At 52.5% G+C, this 17,082-nt stretch carries 16 protein-coding genes and 1 other annotated feature; of the genes, 6 read left to right on the top strand and 10 right to left on the bottom strand.

Features of this window, described 5'->3' with window-relative positions; genetic code table 11:
- Window positions 1-3: 3 nt before the first annotated feature.
- Window positions 4-399 (top strand): DUF6232 family protein, encoded by a 396-nt coding sequence (locus BGL48_RS10625; protein WP_083238540.1) that lies wholly within the window; start codon window positions 4-6, stop codon window positions 397-399.
- A gap of 79 nt (window positions 400-478) precedes the next feature.
- Here BGL48_RS10625 and yciA read toward each other — a convergent pair whose 3' ends face one another.
- From yciA to BGL48_RS10610, 3 genes are all read right to left on the bottom strand, one after another.
- Window positions 479-877, bottom strand: a complete 399-nt coding sequence (yciA, locus tag BGL48_RS10620; protein ID WP_069362621.1) for an acyl-CoA thioester hydrolase YciA — start codon at window positions 875-877, stop codon at window positions 479-481.
- 96 nt (window positions 878-973) lie between these two features.
- Window positions 974-1,516: a septation protein A gene (locus BGL48_RS10615; RefSeq protein WP_069362620.1), complete on the bottom strand. Its 543-nt coding sequence runs from the start codon at window positions 1,514-1,516 to the stop codon at window positions 974-976.
- A 142-nt stretch (window positions 1,517-1,658) separates the two neighbouring features.
- Window positions 1,659-3,002 (bottom strand): sodium-dependent transporter, encoded by a 1,344-nt coding sequence (locus BGL48_RS10610; protein ID WP_069362619.1) that lies wholly within the window; start codon window positions 3,000-3,002, stop codon window positions 1,659-1,661.
- Between the two features lie 517 nt (window positions 3,003-3,519).
- Between BGL48_RS10610 and cls the strand changes: the two genes are divergently transcribed.
- The 4 genes from cls (at window position 3,520) to BGL48_RS10590 (ending at window position 7,668) form a co-directional block, all read left to right on the top strand.
- The gene (gene cls, locus BGL48_RS10605) at window positions 3,520-4,980 is read left to right on the top strand and encodes a cardiolipin synthase (RefSeq protein WP_069362618.1); all 1,461 of its coding nucleotides are present in this window, start codon (window positions 3,520-3,522) and stop codon (window positions 4,978-4,980) included.
- Window positions 4,981-5,196: 216 nt separating this feature from the next.
- On the top strand, window positions 5,197-5,502 hold the full coding sequence (locus BGL48_RS10600) for a hypothetical protein (protein WP_069362617.1): 306 nt from the start codon (window positions 5,197-5,199) through the stop codon (window positions 5,500-5,502).
- 362 nt (window positions 5,503-5,864) lie between these two features.
- On the top strand, window positions 5,865-6,401 hold the full coding sequence (locus tag BGL48_RS10595; protein WP_069362616.1) for a molybdopterin-dependent oxidoreductase: 537 nt from the start codon (window positions 5,865-5,867) through the stop codon (window positions 6,399-6,401).
- A 10-nt stretch (window positions 6,402-6,411) separates the two neighbouring features.
- The gene (locus BGL48_RS10590; protein ID WP_069362615.1) at window positions 6,412-7,668 is read left to right on the top strand and encodes a GGDEF domain-containing protein; all 1,257 of its coding nucleotides are present in this window, start codon (window positions 6,412-6,414) and stop codon (window positions 7,666-7,668) included.
- A gap of 76 nt (window positions 7,669-7,744) precedes the next feature.
- Here BGL48_RS10590 and trpA read toward each other — a convergent pair whose 3' ends face one another.
- The 7 genes from trpA to aroF all read right to left on the bottom strand — a co-directional run bounded on the left by trpA (window position 7,745) and on the right by aroF (window position 15,540).
- A complete protein-coding gene (gene trpA, locus BGL48_RS10585; protein WP_069362614.1) occupies window positions 7,745-8,563 on the bottom strand; it encodes a tryptophan synthase subunit alpha in 819 nt (272 codons plus the stop codon).
- Entirely contained in the window at window positions 8,563-9,753 is a 1,191-nt protein-coding gene (gene trpB / locus BGL48_RS10580; RefSeq protein WP_069362613.1) for a tryptophan synthase subunit beta, read from the bottom strand. The genes trpA and trpB overlap by 1 nt, the downstream gene beginning before the upstream one ends.
- Before the next feature lie 94 nt (window positions 9,754-9,847).
- Window positions 9,848-11,236 carry a bifunctional indole-3-glycerol-phosphate synthase TrpC/phosphoribosylanthranilate isomerase TrpF gene (gene trpCF, locus BGL48_RS10575; RefSeq protein ID WP_069362612.1) on the bottom strand — a complete coding sequence of 463 codons (1,389 nt, stop codon included), beginning with the start codon at window positions 11,234-11,236 and terminating at the stop codon, window positions 9,848-9,850.
- Window positions 11,233-12,237, bottom strand: a complete 1,005-nt coding sequence (gene trpD, locus BGL48_RS10570; protein ID WP_069362611.1) for an anthranilate phosphoribosyltransferase — start codon at window positions 12,235-12,237, stop codon at window positions 11,233-11,235. Before trpD ends, trpCF begins: the two co-directional genes overlap by 4 nt.
- A 77-nt stretch (window positions 12,238-12,314) precedes the next feature.
- Complete coding sequence (locus BGL48_RS10565; RefSeq protein WP_069362610.1) at window positions 12,315-12,929, bottom strand: aminodeoxychorismate/anthranilate synthase component II; 615 nt, start codon at window positions 12,927-12,929, stop codon at window positions 12,315-12,317.
- Window positions 12,926-14,530 (bottom strand): anthranilate synthase component 1, encoded by a 1,605-nt coding sequence (locus BGL48_RS10560; protein ID WP_069362609.1) that lies wholly within the window; start codon window positions 14,528-14,530, stop codon window positions 12,926-12,928. Before BGL48_RS10560 ends, BGL48_RS10565 begins: the two co-directional genes overlap by 4 nt.
- Complete coding sequence (gene aroF / locus BGL48_RS10555) at window positions 14,527-15,540, bottom strand: 3-deoxy-7-phosphoheptulonate synthase (RefSeq protein ID WP_069362608.1); 1,014 nt, start codon at window positions 15,538-15,540, stop codon at window positions 14,527-14,529. The genes BGL48_RS10560 and aroF overlap by 4 nt, the downstream gene beginning before the upstream one ends.
- A gap of 98 nt (window positions 15,541-15,638) precedes the next feature.
- Window positions 15,639-15,733: a sequence feature (Trp leader region), on the bottom strand.
- A 416-nt stretch (window positions 15,734-16,149) separates the two neighbouring features.
- Between aroF and rnm the strand changes: the two genes are divergently transcribed.
- Window positions 16,150-17,052 (top strand): RNase RNM, encoded by a 903-nt coding sequence (gene rnm, locus BGL48_RS10550; protein WP_069362607.1) that lies wholly within the window; start codon window positions 16,150-16,152, stop codon window positions 17,050-17,052.
- The last annotated feature ends 30 nt before the right edge of the window (window positions 17,053-17,082 follow it).

Genomic DNA, 17,082 nt, shown 5'->3' with positions numbered 1-17,082 from the left:
AGCATGAGAAAGTCAGTGGTAATAAAACAAACCCCAACCCGTTTATGTGTGAATGATGACTGTTACGCGATGCACAATATTGTTGATGCCAGCGTTGAAGAACTCACGTGGAAAGATCACCTGCTGAGGATGTTAGGGCTAGGAATACTAAGCGCGAGCTTTTTATTTTTTATGTTGGTCGGTGAGCTGCCTTACGCGGAGTACTTACCTGCCGTGGGCTTTGTTGCAGGTGCGTTGTTAGCTTTGCTGACTAGCGCAAAATACGTGCTACGCATTGAATATAGCCACCAGGATGACACGGGCGTGCAGTGGCTGACCATCGCCAAAAGTGGGAAGAAAACAGATAAATTGCTTTTTGATCAGCACGTCGCACAATTAAAGCGGTTGTTAATCTCATAGCCACGCCGGTGGTGATGTTTATCGAGCGGATACACGAAGGGCCTGCAATTTAACAGGCCCTTTTTACTTGTTGATCGCGTTATTTATTGATGGCGCGAGGGCGACCGCTTTCATCAATCGCAACATAATTAAAAGTCGCATGGCTCACTTTGCTGCGATCGCCTATCTCATCATGGCTAACGGGCTTAACCCAGACCTCAAGCTCAATGGTAATCGAGGTATTGCCGATACGTTGACACGTCCCATAGCAGCAGACTACATCGCCAACACTGACGGGCGATTTAAACGTAATGTCGTTGACTGACACAGTAACGACACGTCCACCAGAGATCTCTTTGGCGAGGATCGCGCCGGCTAAATCGAGCTGGGACATGATCCAACCACCAAAAATGTCACCATTGGCGTTGGTATCGGCGGGCATTGCCAATGTACGAAGCAGCAGTTGGCCACGTGGGCAGTTGTTTTTATTGTCAGGCATGGTTCTCTTCACATCTTATCGCAAAGGGGGCATGCACCCCCTTTTTCATAGAACAGATAAGAATTGTGACCGCTAACACAGCATTTGGGCAAGTTTTTATTGGTCTGAGTTGCTCTCTTTGGGCATATGGCGGTAGATATACACCCCAGTTGCAATCATAAACAGGAAGGTCAGGATCAAGGTGCCGAAGACCTTAAAGTTCACCCAGGCATCAAGCGGCATGCTGTAAGCGACATAAATATTTACCCCGGCTAAAAGCGAAAAGAACCCGATCCAGGCCCAGTTAATGGTGCGCCACACGTGTTCTGGCAGTGTGATCTCTTTGCTGAGCATATTCTTGATCAGCGGTTTACCCATCGCCTCGGACACCGCCAAGCCAATGGCAAACAAGGCATACACGATAGTTACCTTCCACTTGATGAAGTTGTCATCGTGAAAAAATAGCGTCATGCCGCCAAAGATGGCGACCAAAACGGCAGTGATGATTTGCATCTTTTCCACGCGTTTATACAAGGCCCAAACCAGTACAACTTGCACCAGGGTGGCGATGATCAGTGCCCCTGTTGCTATATAGATATCGTAAAATTTGTATAAGGCAAAAAAGATAATCAGAGGAATAAAGTCAATTAGTTGTTTCATAACGCCGCCGCGTGACTCGGTGTATTTAAGCTAAGTATGTACGCAGTGTACCCAAATGCGCAGGGAGGAGAAACGACAAGGCGGTGAGAGGCCAAATCACAAGGTAGGCGCCTTGGCAGGGGATGCCAAGGCGCGTAGAGGATTAAATCCAATCCCAGCCGAACACCAGTAGCATGAGTATCGGGCAGATAACGCGAACGTAGCCTGGCCAGATTTTCCAAAACCAGGTTTCGCCAAGCTCAGGGCTACCTTGCACCAGCTCTTTCAAGATTTCGTTGCGGTGCCATAGCCAGCCTGCAACCAGAGCAAACAGCAGGCCAAGGATAGGCTGTGCGTACTCGGTGGTGACGGTAACCACTAAACCAAACAGATCGCCAAAGTTGTAAACAATCACTGCCGAGGCAATGGTGATAAGGCCGCCAATCCACCATACTGCTTTCTCTCGTGATTGACGGAATTCCTCGGTTGCACAAGCCACTGGGACTTCTAGTAATGAGATGGCTGAAGTGAGGGCGGCAATGACCATCAGCAGGAAGAAGGCAAAACCGATAAAGATGCCCGCTGTTCCCATGGTGTCGAACATGGCAGGCAATACGCTGAACACCAGTGTATCACTGCTGAGGAGCGCGCCTGCCTCGCTGTAGATCGCCACACCATTATGTTGGGCAACAAACATCGCCGGCATGATCAACAGCCCGGCAATAAAGGCGATGCCGGTATCCAGCAATGCGACTTGTGCAGCGGTTTTAGGGATGTTGGCGGTCTTGGACAAATACGAGCCGTACACCATCATCACACACACACCCAGCGAGAGTGAGAAAAACGCTTGCCCCATGGCACTCACGACCAATCCCGGCGAGAGGTGCGACATATCTGGGATCAGGTACATCTTAAGCCCTTCCATCGCGCCGGGCTGGAACAAGATGTAAATCACCATGATCACGAACAGTAAAAAGAGGACGGGCATTAAACGTGAAGACCAACGCTCGATCCCGTTAGCAATACCATTACGGACCACCAGAATCGTTGGCACCATAAAGCACAGCATCAATGCGAGGTTACGGGTTTCGCTAAACGACTCTAACCAGGCGGCTGCATCGGTAAAGCCTGTTAATGCAAGCAAGGGTGAGACCATATAGCCCACCAACCAACCGGCCACGATGGTGTAAAAGCTTAAAATGCCAGTCGCGCCGAGTAAGCCGACTAACCCAAGTAACCGACCAATCCATTTTTGTCCGCCGGATACAGCTGACAGTGAGCGAACGGGGTTGGCATTGCCATAGCGTCCAATAGTGAGTTCTGCTATTAAAAGGGGATACGCGAGGACAAAGACCATCAGCAAATAAATAAACAGAAAAACGGCGCCGCCGTTTGAGGCTGTTTGCGTGGGGAAGCCCCAAATGTTGCCGAGCCCAATGGCTGAGCCAGCAGCCGCCAAAATAAACCCTAATCGGGATGAAAATTGTGCGCGTTGTGTGTTTGCCATACTTACTCGATATTGTATTCGATAATTGATTGATTTTTATGGGCGCATACTCAGTTGCGCCCGTCATACGCTTGCTCAGTGTGTAAACTAATAATTACACATTGAAGCAAGTCATTCCCTCTACAAAGACTCGTCAGTAAACCAGTTTATGCGTAAAATTTGAAGATCATGCCGTATGTAATACCACTATATGGCTGTATTTCCCCATATTCTCTCTCCGCGTGAATACTTCTTGGTCGTTAGTAAGGGCAATCCGCTGCCTTTAGTGAGTATCACAGTGGCTTTCTCTACTGCAATTATTGATTTAACACATTGTTAACATTGCTGCTTTGGGTCACGTTAACATGCATTATCTGATGTATTTGGCATCATGTTGGTGTGTTAGCTGTCACGATTTTTCCGCCGCTTGTCTTTTTCTGAAGACAAATCATGGCTTGCACCGATTGGCAAGCTAGGCAGAATAGAGAAGGCGAGAGAACAGGCTTTCGTCAGTTATTATTAAGGTGTGCAATTAGGCATGGAAAAAGTCTACGAGATCGTGACCTTACTGTTGCTGTTGGTCTACTGGTTAACCATTGCTGGGGTAACAGTCCGCGTGGTATTCAAGCGTCGCGCGCTGGGTGTATCGATCGCTTGGTTAATGATTATTTATATCCTCCCGATCGTGGGGGTGATTGCCTATCTGCTCTTTGGTGAGCTGAATCTCGGTAAAACACGTGCAATGCGCGCGAAAGCGATGTTTGAGCCATATCGTCAATGGCTGCTCAGTTTGCAGGCGTGCCCGGCACATCGTCCTCAGCACATTAGCGAGCAGTCTCACCATGTTAATCGCCTTTGCCACGCCCGAATTGGTGTGCCGGAGCTCACCGGCAATCAGCTGGCGTTGCAGACCGAGCCCGCTGATATTCTGAAGTCAATAGCACTTGATATTCGTCAGGCGCAGAAAAGCGTCGATATGGTGTTTTATATCTGGTATCCGGGGGGCCATGCTGACGAGGTTGCGCAGGCGGCGTGTGATACCGCCAAACGTGGGATCCCCGTGCGTATCATGCTGGACTCTGCCGGAAGCAAGGTTTTTTTCCGCAGTGAATGGCCACATGCGATGCGTGAAGCTGGGGTAGAGCTGATTGAAGCCCTTGCGGTAAATCCGTTTCGGATGTTTTTTCGTCGCCTCGATATTCGCCAACACCGCAAGATAGCAATCATTGATAATCATATTGCGTACACGGGCTCGATGAACATGGTGGATCCGCGCTTTTTCAAACAAGACGCGGGAGTTGGGCAATGGGTGGACGTGATGGTGCGAGTCTCGGGCCCCACGGTGCCCGTTTTAAGTAGTGTGTTTGCATGGGATTGGGAGGTGGAAACTGGGCTACGCGACTTGCCGTCATCGCCAGAGTGTTTGCTGATTGAAGATCACCAACACGCCAATCACGCGGTGCAAGCGATTCCGTCTGGACCTGGCTTGCCAGAAGGGATGATTCAACAAGTGCTGACTCTGGCTATCCATCAAGCAGAGAAGAGCATTGTGATCACCACCCCGTATTTGGTGCCAAGTGAAGGGCTGATGGTGAGCTTACAAACGGCCGCGCAGCGTGGGGTGTCAGTCACTCTGATTATTCCCGAGAAAAATGACTCCTTGATGGTGGAGTGGGCGAGCCGCTCGTTTTTTGAGGATTTAATGTCAGCAGGGATAGAAATCTACCGTTTCGGGGGCGGCTTATTGCATACTAAATCTGTGCTGGTGGATGAGCAGTACTGCCTCGTGGGCACGGTGAACCTCGATATGCGCAGCCTATGGCTTAATTTTGAGCTGACACTGACTGTCGACGATCCCGAGTTTTGTGCGAGCATTCATGCGCTACACCGCCATTATCTGGCGCAATCGATCCGCATTAGTGCTGAAGCCTGGCAACAAAGACCCGTTTATCATAAGCCGATCGAGCAGTTCTTTTACATGTTTAGCCCGCTGTTGTAAGGGGGCTGAGTTGTGGGGCGATACGCGATGACACCGGCGGGCTAACCCATTTACCGTATGCAGTATTATTGCATAAGTATATGTATTTGCATGGAGTGATGCCACAAGAGTGTAACCATCTATGATCTTACGCAATACGGAGCGGGATAGTCAGTCATCCCTGCTGGTGAAGCACTATAATAGGGAGTGCCCCAAGTCGAGTGAGAGGAGGCTGACATGTCTATCCATTCACGGAGTTACACCTTAAACACCACTCCCGCGCGTCAAGCGCATGTGCGGGTGATCCCCAATGGCAATGTGATGGTTCACATCGCCGACGAGGAAAGCCCCCACCTCGCTGAATTTGATGAAGTGACGTTTCAGCGCAAAGGCAAAATCACCCAGTTGCTGGCTGAGCATATTGAGCCCGGCAAACATGATAATTGGGCGTTACCTTTGAACCATGGCGATGCCAACGAGCTCGCGACATTGATTGACCAAGCGCAAGAAGAGTTTGAGATATTAATGCGTGATCTAAGCTAAGCGAGGCTAACGCGCGCCTAGCGAATACGTCAACGGAGCTAACATCCTGACCCACCCGTGTATTAACGGGTGGGTCTTTTTTTTCTTTATGCCGCAAGGCCTGATAGCGCTCACTTCCTTTTGTCTCAATTGTGCGAATTGTCAATAAACCCTCTCGTTAGGACTGTTCAATATGCATCCTCTTGAAGCACACTAGTCGCAAGTCCGCCACACGCGTGACGAGATGCTGACAGGTGGCTCATTCTGAGCGCGCAATACGCCTAGCCAGGGTGTGTTTGGTACACAACCCAAACCTATTTGTTGAGTGGTGGCGGTTGAGCGGTAGCAGATGTAAACAACCGTAGAGACGTAAATGGTGAGCGATGAACATGCAATCATGCCCAACCTATATAACGGTATTTTGCGCGTCGACACGCGCGCTCATTCCCTATCTTGTGGCGCTATTTGTCTGGGTGCTCGCAGTAGACCGCGCGCAAGCATCACTGCGCCTTCCTTTATCGCTGACCCTCACGGTGGGCGATGCGGAGCGCATCACCTTTGATCGTCAACAATTAGATAAATTGCCCCACATCGATATCCGTACACACACGCCTTTTACCGCTGGATTGCAAACCTTTCGGGGCGTCAAACTATCAACAGTGCTTGAAGCCGCTAATGTCTCGCACTATCAAGCGTTGACGCTTCATGCGATGAACCACTATCAGGCACGTTTACCGCAGGATGTGGTAACACGCTACCAACCTATTATTGCGTTTGAGCGCAATGGTAAACCGATGACCATTCGGACATTAGGGCCGCTTTGGTTGATTTACCCTTTGGATGATTATCCGCAACTGCAATCCGATCGCTTTTACGAGACGATGGTTTGGCAGTTAACAGACATTGAAGTTGAGCCTTGAGGAAGCATGAATGATGAGAAGTAAGCAACTGAAGATCATGCCTGCTAAGCGCGTGATCTTGGTTGGCTGTATCGCCTTACTAGCAGTCGGCGTTGTGGTGACCACACACAAGATAACGAGTTTATCCGATCGGTTGACGAGCAGCCAAAGCAAGCTTGTCTGGTATATGCTGAGCTTGAGCAATGAATACGATGCCTTATTAACGATGCTAAAACGTTATCAAGGTGGCGAGAGCAGTTTTGATCACGTGGCGGTGCAGCATGAGATCTTGTGGAGCCGCTTTCCGGTCACGATCAATATGGCGAGTAAACAAACCGCATCAAAGACCAACCCTCGCGCATTGCTTAACACGATATATAGCGAACTTAAGGCGAGCGAAGCTAGCTTCTATGCCTTACGCTTTTCTACCCATAATATTGATGACGTGATGGCGCACTATCGCCAACAACAGCAACAGCTAGAAAACTACTTTGCGCGGACACTGGCGGTGCCAGACAGTGGTTATCGAGAACACACGCGGTTGCTTAATCAACTGGGGCAGCTGACCACTGTGATGACGTTGGGGATGATAGCGGTTGGGGCGACGGTTCTGCTACTGATCGCGCATGACGCCAAACGCTATTACAAACTCGCCCGAGAAGATCAACTAACTGGGTTGAATAATCGACATTGGTTGTTTGATGCCTTGAACCACCGTTTTGCGACCTCGACAGAAGGGGTGGCCATTTTAGTGATCGACTTAGACGGGTTTAAGGCGATAAACGATACGCATGGCCATGATGTGGGCGATGTGTTTTTGCGCACACTGGCAAAGCGCTTTGCTGATGAACTGCCTCGTAATGCGGTTATCGCACGATTAGGCGGGGATGAATTTGCAGCGATCATTCCTTATCAAGAGGCAGATACGCCTGGTGAGATAGCGACGACACTGGTCAACATTGCTCAGCGACAATCGGTATTGCTTGGCCATCGGTGCAAAGTGTCAGCCAGTATTGGCTTGGCATTCGGGCAAAATAATATCGGAGGTGAAAGGCTACTAAGGTATGCCGATATGGCGATGTATGCGGCAAAACATGCTGGTAAAAACCAATATCGTGTTTACCACGACGCGATGCAAGCATCGACCCAGCGATTACACAGCCGTAGTGCGCGTCGGCCGGCACTCGAGAGTGATGGCACGAGTGACACACAGCCTGATAAAGGTGATGCGTTTAAGGTTTCTCTCTCGGCGATACGCCATTTCAATAAACCTGATGCGCGTGAATGACGCTATTGCGAGAGACGATAGGTGGGTGGTGTAAAGCGGGCAGGTGATCCTGCCCGCTTTAGTGACGGGCCCGGTTTTATTGCTGCGTCGCCGTTTTCATTTCGCGGACAAACTGAGTGAGCGCATGGAGCATTGTAGGCACATCATGTTGATGCTGCTCGATGATCTTCACCACCGCCGAGCCAGAGATGGCGCCTGCCGCCCCGGCGCTGATCGCCGCTTTGACTTGCTCAGGGGTTGAGATACCAAAGCCAAGTAGCGGGCGCGGTGCCTCACGATGATGCAAGGTGCCGAGCAGGTGTTCAACCGGCGCCCCTGCTTTAGCCTCTGCCCCTGTGACCCCGGCGCGCGATACCAGATAGGTATAGCCACGACCCAGCTCCGCCACTTGGGCTAAGGTTGCATCGTCTGCGTTAGGTGGGGCAATAAAAATCGGATCAATGCCCTGCGCCAAGGCGTGTTCACGAAATGGTGCAGATTCAGCAATCGGCACATCTGCCACCAGTACCGAATCGACACCGACATCCGCACAGCGAGTATAAAAGGCCTCAATGCCACGGGCGTAGACTAAGTTGGCGTACATCAGCAGCCCAATCGGCACGTGAGGGTATTTTTCGCGTATCGCTGCCAATATCTCAAAACAGGTATCGGGGGTGGTGCCTGCCGATCTTGATCTAATGGTTGCATCCTGAATGGTCGGGCCATCGGCTAATGGGTCAGAAAACGGCATGCCAAGCTCAAGCGCATCGGCGCCACCTTCAACCAATGCATCGATCACGGCGAGTGATTGCTCTGGGTTTGGATCCCCTAAGGTGACAAAAGGAACAAAGGCGCCTTGCTGTTTGGCATCCAGGTTTGCGAACATCGCTTGATATCGAGTTGATGGTGCCGTCATTACAGCTCTCCTTTGCCTTCTAGAATGTCATATACAGTGAAGATATCTTTATCACCACGTCCGGATAGATTCACCACTAAAAGCTGCTCTTTGTCCGGCTCCGCCGCCATCATCTTTTGTGCATGGGCAATGGCATGGGCCGACTCCAGCGCGGGAATAATACCTTCGTTGCGCGCGAGAGATTGAAACGCTTCCAAGGCTTCATCGTCGGTGACAGCGGGATATTCGCCACGACCAGTGGCGTTAAGGTGCGCATGCTGTGGCCCCACAGACGGGAAGTCTAACCCCGCAGACACTGAATACGACTCTTCCACTTGACCATATTCATCTTGCATCAATGGCGATTTCATCCCGAAGAAAATACCGGGCTTGCCGTGCTTTAAGGGCGCGCCGTGTTGATCGGTATCGAGGCCTTTGCCCGCCGGTTCCACACCAATTAAACGCACATCTTTGTCATCGATAAAGTCAGCAAACATGCCAATGGCGTTTGAGCCACCACCCACACAAGCGATTACCGCATCCGGCAAGCGGCCTTCTACCTGCTGAATTTGCGCACGGGTTTCCTCACCAATAATGCGTTGAAACTCCCGCACAATGGTCGGGAAGGGGTGCGGGCCCGCCGCAGTGCCGAGCAAATAGTGGGCGGTATCATAGTTGGCTGACCAGTCGCGCATCGCTTCGTTACATGCATCTTTTAACGTCGCGGAGCCGGCATGGACGGGGATCACGGTCGCGCCCATCAGCTTCATCCGAAACACATTAGGACTTTGGCGTTCTACGTCTTTGGCCCCCATGTAGATGCGGCATTTCAATCCCAGTAGCGCACACGCCAGCGCGGTCGCCACACCGTGTTGGCCGGCTCCGGTTTCAGCAATGATTTCTGATTTGCCCATACGCTGGGCAAGCATGGCTTGACCCAGTACTTGGTTGGTTTTGTGCGCCCCACCGTGCAGCAAGTCTTCCCGCTTAAGATACAGCTTGGTTTTCGTCCCCTTGGTGAGGTTACGACAAAGCGTCAACGCGGTGGGTCGTCCGGCATACTCTTGCAGCAGGCGGATAAAATCGTCTTTAAAGTTCGGATCGTCTTGGGCATCAATAAACGCCTGTTCGAGCTGATCCAGCGCAGGCACCAGAATTTGGGGCACGTACTGACCACCAAATTCGCCAAAATACGGGTTAAGCTTGCTCATAATTATCCTTTTACGTCTTTAACTGGGAGCCGAGATACGTTGACTGTCATGGCGACATCTATCCTCTCAGCCAAATCGACCATCTCTTGGTAAATCAATAGCGGCGAAGGGCGCGGAACGCCGCGTTTAACTTGTTGGCATCTTTCACGCCGGGCGCATGCTCAACGCCGGAGTTAAAGTCCAGCCCGAGGCAGCCCTGTTCGGCCGCTTTGGCCGCGTTATCGGGAGTGAGCCCGCCGGCAATCATGACTTTGTCTTTGGCGGTTTTAGGGATCAGGTGCCAATCAAAGGTTTTGCCCGTGCCGCCAGATTGCTGGCCGACCCGGCTGTCGATGAGGTGGCGGTCAGCATTCACGCCGTCTAAAGCCGGTGCGACATCAGAGACACCGTGTGCTTTCCAAATTTCACAGTGCTCAGGGAGCTTCTCACGCAATGCTTGTAGATATGCCGCGTCTTCATCACCATGCAGTTGCACCGCATGAAGGCTGAGCTGTTGTGCGTACTCAGCCACGGTGTCTAGCGCATGATTTTGGAACACGCCCACATAGCAAAGCGGTGCGCCTTGTTGTACGCGCTCGGCCACGGCGGCCGTGACGGCACGCGGGGAGTGCTCAACAAAAATGAGTCCGCCGTAGACTGCGCCTGCATGATAGGCGGCGACGGCATCGTCGGCGGTGGTGAGTCCACAGACTTTATTCTCTCCTAAGAGCACTTTACGTAGCGCGAGGGTGAGATCGGGCTCTGCCATTAATGCACTGCCAATCAAAAAGCCATCCGCGTGGTGGGCAAGATCGCGTACATGGCGGTGGCTATGAATGCCACTTTCTGAAATCACGAGCGCTTTTTCGCCCACTTGTGGTGCTAAGCGTTTGGTGCGATCGCGATCGATGCTTAAATCACGCAGATTCCGGTTATTAATCCCAATCACCACCGCTCCTAAGGCATTGGCACGCGCCAGCTCGTCTTCGGTGCTCACTTCGGTAAGCACGCCCAGCTTTAGCGACTCGGCTAAATCGGCCAGTTCGCGGTATTCAGCGTCGTCGAGCACTGACAGCATCAATAAGATCGCGTCGGCTTGATAATGACGCGCGAGGTAAACCTGATAAGGGTCGATAATAAAATCTTTGCAAAGCACAGGTGCATCGACATGTGCGCGCACGATAGGCAAGAAGTCAAAACTGCCCTGAAAGTGGTCCTCGTCCGTCAGCACCGAAACGGCAGCGGCAAAGGGTTGATAGGCGCGGGCAATACTCGCCGGATCGAAGTCTTCTCGGATCAGGCCTTTCGAGGGCGAGGCTTTTTTGCACTCCAAGATAAACTGTGAGCCCGGTGCAGACAGCGCAGCACGAAAATCGCGATCACTGGGTGTCAGCTGGTCGATAAAGCTATCCAGCGGCTGAGAGCGCTTGCGCGCGGCCACCCAGCGTTTTTTGTCATCAACAATGCGGCCTAAAATAGTGTCGTTGAGGGCTGACGTGGTCATACTGCGCTCCTTTGTGCTAACGCTTGCATGATGGTGTAAGGCTTGCTCGACGCCATCACGTCCAAGGCCTGTTGTGTGTTTGCTTTCAAGTCTTCTTGTCCGAATAAGCGTAGCAATAGTGCCACATTGACGGCCACCGCGGCTTGCTGGGCGTCGGTGCCTTTACCTTGCAAAATCGCGCTGATCATTGCGCGGTTTTGCTCCGGCGTGCCCCCGGCAATGCTGTCCAGCGGGTATTGGGATACACCAAAGTCGCTGGGGGTTAAGGTGTAATGTTCGATGTGAGTCGGGGTGATCTCTGCCACCGTCGTGGGGCCGTGGATAGCCACTTCATCCAGACCGTCACCATGAACCACGGCTGCGCGCGTCATGTTGAGGTTTTGCATGGTTTGTGCAATCGGCGCAACTAGGGCTTGGTCGTACACGCCCATCAGCTCAATGCTAGGTTTCGCTGGGTTAATTAACGGCCCAAGTAGATTAAAGATGGTGCGTGTTTTCATTGCTTGGCGCACGGGCATCGCGTGTCGTACGCCGGTGTGGTATTGCGGTGCGAACAAAAAGCAAACGCCTAGATTATCCAAGGCCTCGCGGGCGTGGTCGGCAGGCATCGCTAAATCAATGCCAAAGGCGGCGAGTAAATCCGATGAGCCCGATTTGCTCGACACTCCGCGGTTACCGTGTTTGGCCACTTTCACGCCACAGGCGGCGGCGACAAAGGCGGCCGTGGTGGAAATATTAATGGTGTTCGCGCCATCGCCTCCCGTGCCAACGATATCGGCAAACAGATAACTAGGGCGGGGGAAAGGTTCGGCGTTGTCAGTGAGTGCTTTTGCCGCGCCCGCGATTTCTTCAGGCGTTTCCCCTTTAATCTTCAATGCGGTTAACGCAGCCGCTAATCGTGCTGGCTCGAGTTCGCCCTGAATGATCGCACTAAACAGCTGCTCGCTTTGCGCTTGGCTGAGTGACTGTTGTTGGTAAAGCGTCTCTAGTAGTTGATCCATCACTGTACTTAACCTCGGTATTTGTCTGTTCGAGCTCCGTGCTTATCTGGCACGTGTTGTTGTAAGCGCTGATGTTGTTAGCGCTGATAGTAGCCACTGGCCCAATCAATGGTGTGGGTGAGCAGGGCGGCGCCTTGCGCGGTCAAAATAGATTCTGGGTGGAATTGATAACCGACCACGTAGTCGGTATTGCTCACCACGGCCATCACTTTTTGCGCGTCGCCATCCAAGGTCGTGGCGATGACATCCAAGCTGGCAGGCACATTAGTCGCCACCAGTGAGTGGTAACGGGCCACGGTGAGTGGGGATGTCAATGAACCAAATACCGCATGTTGTTGGTGATGCATGGCCGAGGCCTTGCCGTGCATGATGGTGCCAGCTCCGGCGACTGTGCCGCCGTAGGCTTCGACGATCGCTTGCTGACCCAGGCAAATCCCCAGCATCGGCACTTGGCCGCGCAGCCTTTCAATCAACGCGGGCATACAGCCGGCATCGGAAGGCGCACCTGGGCCAGGGGAGAGCACCAGTAGCGGCTGGGGCAGGGAGCGAATATGACGAACAATCGCCTCGGCCTCTAAATGATTGCGAAACACCGTGACTGGGTAACCAAGTGCGCGAAATTGATCCACCAAGTTGTAGGTAAAGGAGTCCATGTTATCGAGGAGCACGATGTCCATTTGCGGGGTACTCATGATTGGCCTCCTTGGTGGGCAGTTTGAATCGCATGGATCACCGCTTGAGCTTTGCCGCGGGTTTCGTCCGCTTCGGCTTGTGGGTCAGAATCAAACACCACGCCTGCACCGGCTTGCACGGTGGCAAGGCCGTTTTCAACGTAGGCAGAGCGGATCACAATGCAGGTATCCATCTCGCCTGATCCGGTAAAATAGCCCACGGCGCCGCCATAACTGCCACGACGGCACTGTTCGGTGTCACGGATGAGCTGCATCGCCCGAAGTTTAGGTGCACCGGTAAGCGTGCCCATATTCATACAGGCTTGGTACGCATGTAGCGCGTCTAAATCAGGTTTCAGCTGACCCACCACCCGAGAAACTAAGTGCATCACGTGGCTGTAGCGGTCGACTTTGAGCAAATCGGCAACATGGCGGCTACCGGGCGTGCTAATTCGCGCCACATCGTTGCGGGCCAAATCGACCAACATCATGTGCTCGGCGTTTTCTTTTTCATCATTGCGCAGCTCAAGCTCAATGCGGCTATCCAAGTCGTGATCGATGTCGCCTTGGGCGGTCTTCCCGCGTCGGCGTGTCCCCGCAATGGGATAAATCTCAACCTGATTGGTTGCTTGAGTATATTTAAGGGCGCTTTCTGGCGATGCGCCAAACAAGCTAAATTGGCTATCGCGCAGATAAAACATATACGGGCTAGGGTTGCCACGCTTCAGCGCTCGATAAGCATTGAGAGACGAGGGACACGCGAGGGTAAAGCGGCGCGATGGCACCGCTTGAAACACATCACCGGCAATCACGTGCTTTTTCAGCGCGTCAACCTGCTGACAAAAGTCTGAATCGGAGACAGAAACCGCGACGCTGTGATCGGTCACCACGGGCGCTTCTGGAAGCGGCGCAGGCGATAAGCAGGCTTCTTTGATGCTTTGCAAACGACGCGATAAATCCACATAGTGGGCGCGGGCGTTATCACCCCCAAATAAGGTGCCTTGTAAGCGCGCTTGGCGATGCTGGTGGTCAATCACCAGCAAGCTTTCTGCAACATAAAAAAGGTAGTCGGGGCAGTGCTCGGTGCCCTCCACCGCTGGCAGGGTTTCAGTGCTGGCCACCAAATCATAGGCAAAAAGGCCACCGATAAAGAGCGCATCGTCAGGCTGGTTATCCAACGCGATACTTTGTTTGATGACACGCAGGGCATCAAACACCGACGCTTGGCGCAGACGGGCGTCTTCATCCAATAGCGCGCCATTGTCGTTGGGATGGCGGAACGTCAACGTTAGGGCGGGGAAGTCTCCTTCGTTGGCCTGCGCTACCTCACAGGCGAGGGCTTTTAGCGCTGTGCTCTGGGCGATGCTCTCCAGCAAATGACTGCCATTATGGGTGAGCGCTTGTAAGGTCACGCGCTGCCCGCGGCACTCAATGCGCACCGCGGCATCGATCAGCATCAGGCTTTTAAGGTTGCGTTTGGAGTCAATCTCTGCCGACTCCAACAGCATGCTATAAGGCTTATCTTGGCACACGGCGGCATACAACTCGGTTGGGTCGGCCACATAAGGCACCGAGAGTTGGAGCGTATCAAGCTCGCCATGTTGGGGATCATGAGTGTTCACAGCTTTCTCCCTGCCGCTTGCACAAAGGGGGTGAGTTCTTGCATTAGCTGCGCGAACATATCGCCGGTTAAGGCTTGTTGACCGTCTGACAGTGCTTCGCTTGGGTTTAAGTGGCTCTCCACAATGATGCCATCCGCGCCCACGGCCGCTGCGGCGCGTGATAGTGGCGTCACCAGCTCTCGCACACCCGTCCCGTGGCTTGGGTCGACCAACACTGGCAAATGGCTGCGCTGCTTCATCAAGGCCACGGCGTTCAAATCCAAGGTGTTACGTGTGGCGGTTTCGTAAGTGCGAATACCGCGTTCACATAAAATCACATTGGGGTTACCCGCATCGACAATATATTCCGCTGCCAGCAAACACTCTTCGATAGTGGCGGAAAGCCCCCGTTTTAACAAGACAGGTTTGCCCGTTTCGCCTACCGCTTTGAGCAAGCCATAGTTTTGCATGTTACGTGCGCCAATTTGCAAGCAATCAATGTACTCGCACACCGCGTCGACTTGGCTAATTTCCATCACCTCAGACACGGTTGGCATGCCAGTCAGTTCACTGGCTTGTTTGAGTAGCTTTAGCCCCTCAACTCCCATGCCTTGGAAATCATAAGGACTAGTGCGTGGTTTAAAGGCGCCGCCCCGTAATACTCGTGCACCATGGGTTTTAACGCGCTCTGCTACGGATAGCAATTGAGACTCTGACTCCACCGAGCAGGGGCCTGCCATGACCACGAAGTGTTGGCCGCCTACAGGGACATTGCCGATATGCACCACGCTGTCATGAGGCTGTACATCACGGCTCACACGTTTGTACTTGGTTAAAATCGGTTTGACTTCCTCAACCAGCGGATTGGCCTCAAAATGACACTGTTGCAACACACGTTCATCACCCAGTGCGCCCAATACAATGCGTTCCACTCCCGGCATATAAAGCGGCTTTAACCCGCATTGCTCGATTTGATTGAGGAGGACGTTGGCATCCTGCTCGGTAGCTTGGGGCTTAAGTACAATAATCATCAAATATCCTTTTAAACTATGGTTGCCGGTTACCGTGACTGAATGCGTAGTAGCTAAATGCGTAGTGGCACGATAACGCGTGATGGCAAAACTGAGAGACAAAAACGCCCGCATCAGTGGCGGGCGTTGTGAATAAGGTAGCTGTTTATACAGCGCGTCACACCGCCCGTGAGGAGCCGTGCCACCAAATAAGTGCAACAGAGGTCATAGATGTCGCCAATACACTCACGGCCTGTGCGGCAGTGGGTGCAGTGTGAATCGAATGTGATCTAGACGCGGCGTTGAAATACATGCTGCGAGACTCCGTTGTGACTGTTACCCTTAGCGCCATATCGCTCCCCGAGACTGAGAAGTGGTGCGCGTTAACTTGCGTACTAGTAAACTGATATTCTGCTTCTGTGTCAACGGGGAATTCAAAAAGAATGCAGAAAAAGTGCGGAATAAGCACACGATAATAAAGAACAAAGATAGTCACCGTGCCCGCCGAGCGCTGATTAACTTGGCGCATTCGCATCGACTGAGCCCGCATGGCGCATACTCAGCCTCAGGCTGATAAGACACCAACTGACAGTGCTAAGGCGCGAGCGCATTAAGGAAACCCGATACACCATGATCATTGATTTACATAGCCATACCACCGCCTCCGACGGCCGCTTATCGCCAAAAGACTTGGTGCAGCGCGCCGTCGAGCGTCGCGTGGGCGTGTTGGCGATTACTGACCACGACACTACCGCTGGGCTGATGGAGGCGCAAGCAGAAATCGACCATCAAAACTTGCCCCTTACGCTGGTCAATGGCATTGAAATTTCGACCTTGTGGCAGAATTTTGATATCCACATTGTAGGGTTAAATGTCGATCCCCAGCACTCGGCATTAACCGCATTAATTGCCGAACAAGCTGAGCGACGCCAACAACGTGCTGAGCTGATTGCTGAGCGGTTAGCGCGCTCGCATTACACAGGGGCGCTCGCGGGTGCGCGTGGACTGGCTGGCGATGCACCGCTCACCCGTGCCCATTTCGCGCGCTGGTTGGTTGAACAAGGTCACGCGAAAACCATGCAAGCCTGTTTTAAGCGCTTTTTAACTCGAGGGAACACCGGCTATGCACCACCGAACTGGTGTTCGATTGCAGATGCGGTTGCGGCGATCCATGAGGCTGGTGGGCAGGCGGTGCTTGCTCACCCAGGCAGATACAAACTCAAAGCCAAGTGGTTGAAACGATTACTGACTGCGTTTTCTGAAGCCAATGGCGATGCTATCGAAGTCGCGCTTCCTCAGCAGTCGCAACAAGAGCGTCGCTTGTTGGCCGATTACGCGCGAGATTATGGTTTGTTGGCCTCGCTGGGATCGGATTTTCATTATCCCTCTCCGTGGACAGAGTTGGGCCGCAATTTATGGCTACCTAAAGACAGTCAGCCGGTTTGGCATGACTGGACATGGTTAGACGCAGCGGAACAAAAATGGCAATCAGCAAATCAACTAGATAGCGACAAGCCAGACGCGTTACAATAACGAGATACGTTATATTGATAGCGATAAGGA

The sequence above is a fragment of the Salinivibrio sp. SS3 genome (genome assembly GCF_001722105.1).
Taxonomy (GTDB): domain Bacteria; phylum Pseudomonadota; class Gammaproteobacteria; order Enterobacterales; family Vibrionaceae; genus Salinivibrio; species Salinivibrio kushneri.
Note: the sequence above shows the minus strand (reverse complement) of the source record. Positions and strands in the feature narration are given on the sequence as shown.

Coding starts and splice junctions, on each gene's coding strand:
- yciA (WP_069362621.1), bottom strand. CDS start 877: ATGCCTGACAATAAAAACAACTGCCCACGTGGCCAACTGCTGCTTCGT.
- BGL48_RS10625 (WP_083238540.1), top strand. CDS start 4: ATGAGAAAGTCAGTGGTAATAAAACAAACCCCAACCCGTTTATGTGTG.
- BGL48_RS10610 (WP_069362619.1), bottom strand. CDS start 3,002: ATGGCAAACACACAACGCGCACAATTTTCATCCCGATTAGGGTTTATT.
- rnm (WP_069362607.1), top strand. CDS start 16,150: ATGATCATTGATTTACATAGCCATACCACCGCCTCCGACGGCCGCTTA.
- aroF (WP_069362608.1), bottom strand. CDS start 15,540: ATGATTATTGTACTTAAGCCCCAAGCTACCGAGCAGGATGCCAACGTC.
- trpB (WP_069362613.1), bottom strand. CDS start 9,753: ATGAGCAAGCTTAACCCGTATTTTGGCGAATTTGGTGGTCAGTACGTG.
- trpCF (WP_069362612.1), bottom strand. CDS start 11,236: ATGACCACGTCAGCCCTCAACGACACTATTTTAGGCCGCATTGTTGAT.
- BGL48_RS10590 (WP_069362615.1), top strand. CDS start 6,412: ATGATGAGAAGTAAGCAACTGAAGATCATGCCTGCTAAGCGCGTGATC.
- BGL48_RS10615 (WP_069362620.1), bottom strand. CDS start 1,516: ATGAAACAACTAATTGACTTTATTCCTCTGATTATCTTTTTTGCCTTA.
- trpA (WP_069362614.1), bottom strand. CDS start 8,563: ATGACGGCACCATCAACTCGATATCAAGCGATGTTCGCAAACCTGGAT.
- trpD (WP_069362611.1), bottom strand. CDS start 12,237: ATGGATCAACTACTAGAGACGCTTTACCAACAACAGTCACTCAGCCAA.
- BGL48_RS10565 (WP_069362610.1), bottom strand. CDS start 12,929: ATGAGTACCCCGCAAATGGACATCGTGCTCCTCGATAACATGGACTCC.
- BGL48_RS10600 (WP_069362617.1), top strand. CDS start 5,197: ATGTCTATCCATTCACGGAGTTACACCTTAAACACCACTCCCGCGCGT.
- cls (WP_069362618.1), top strand. CDS start 3,520: ATGGAAAAAGTCTACGAGATCGTGACCTTACTGTTGCTGTTGGTCTAC.
- BGL48_RS10595 (WP_069362616.1), top strand. CDS start 5,865: ATGAACATGCAATCATGCCCAACCTATATAACGGTATTTTGCGCGTCG.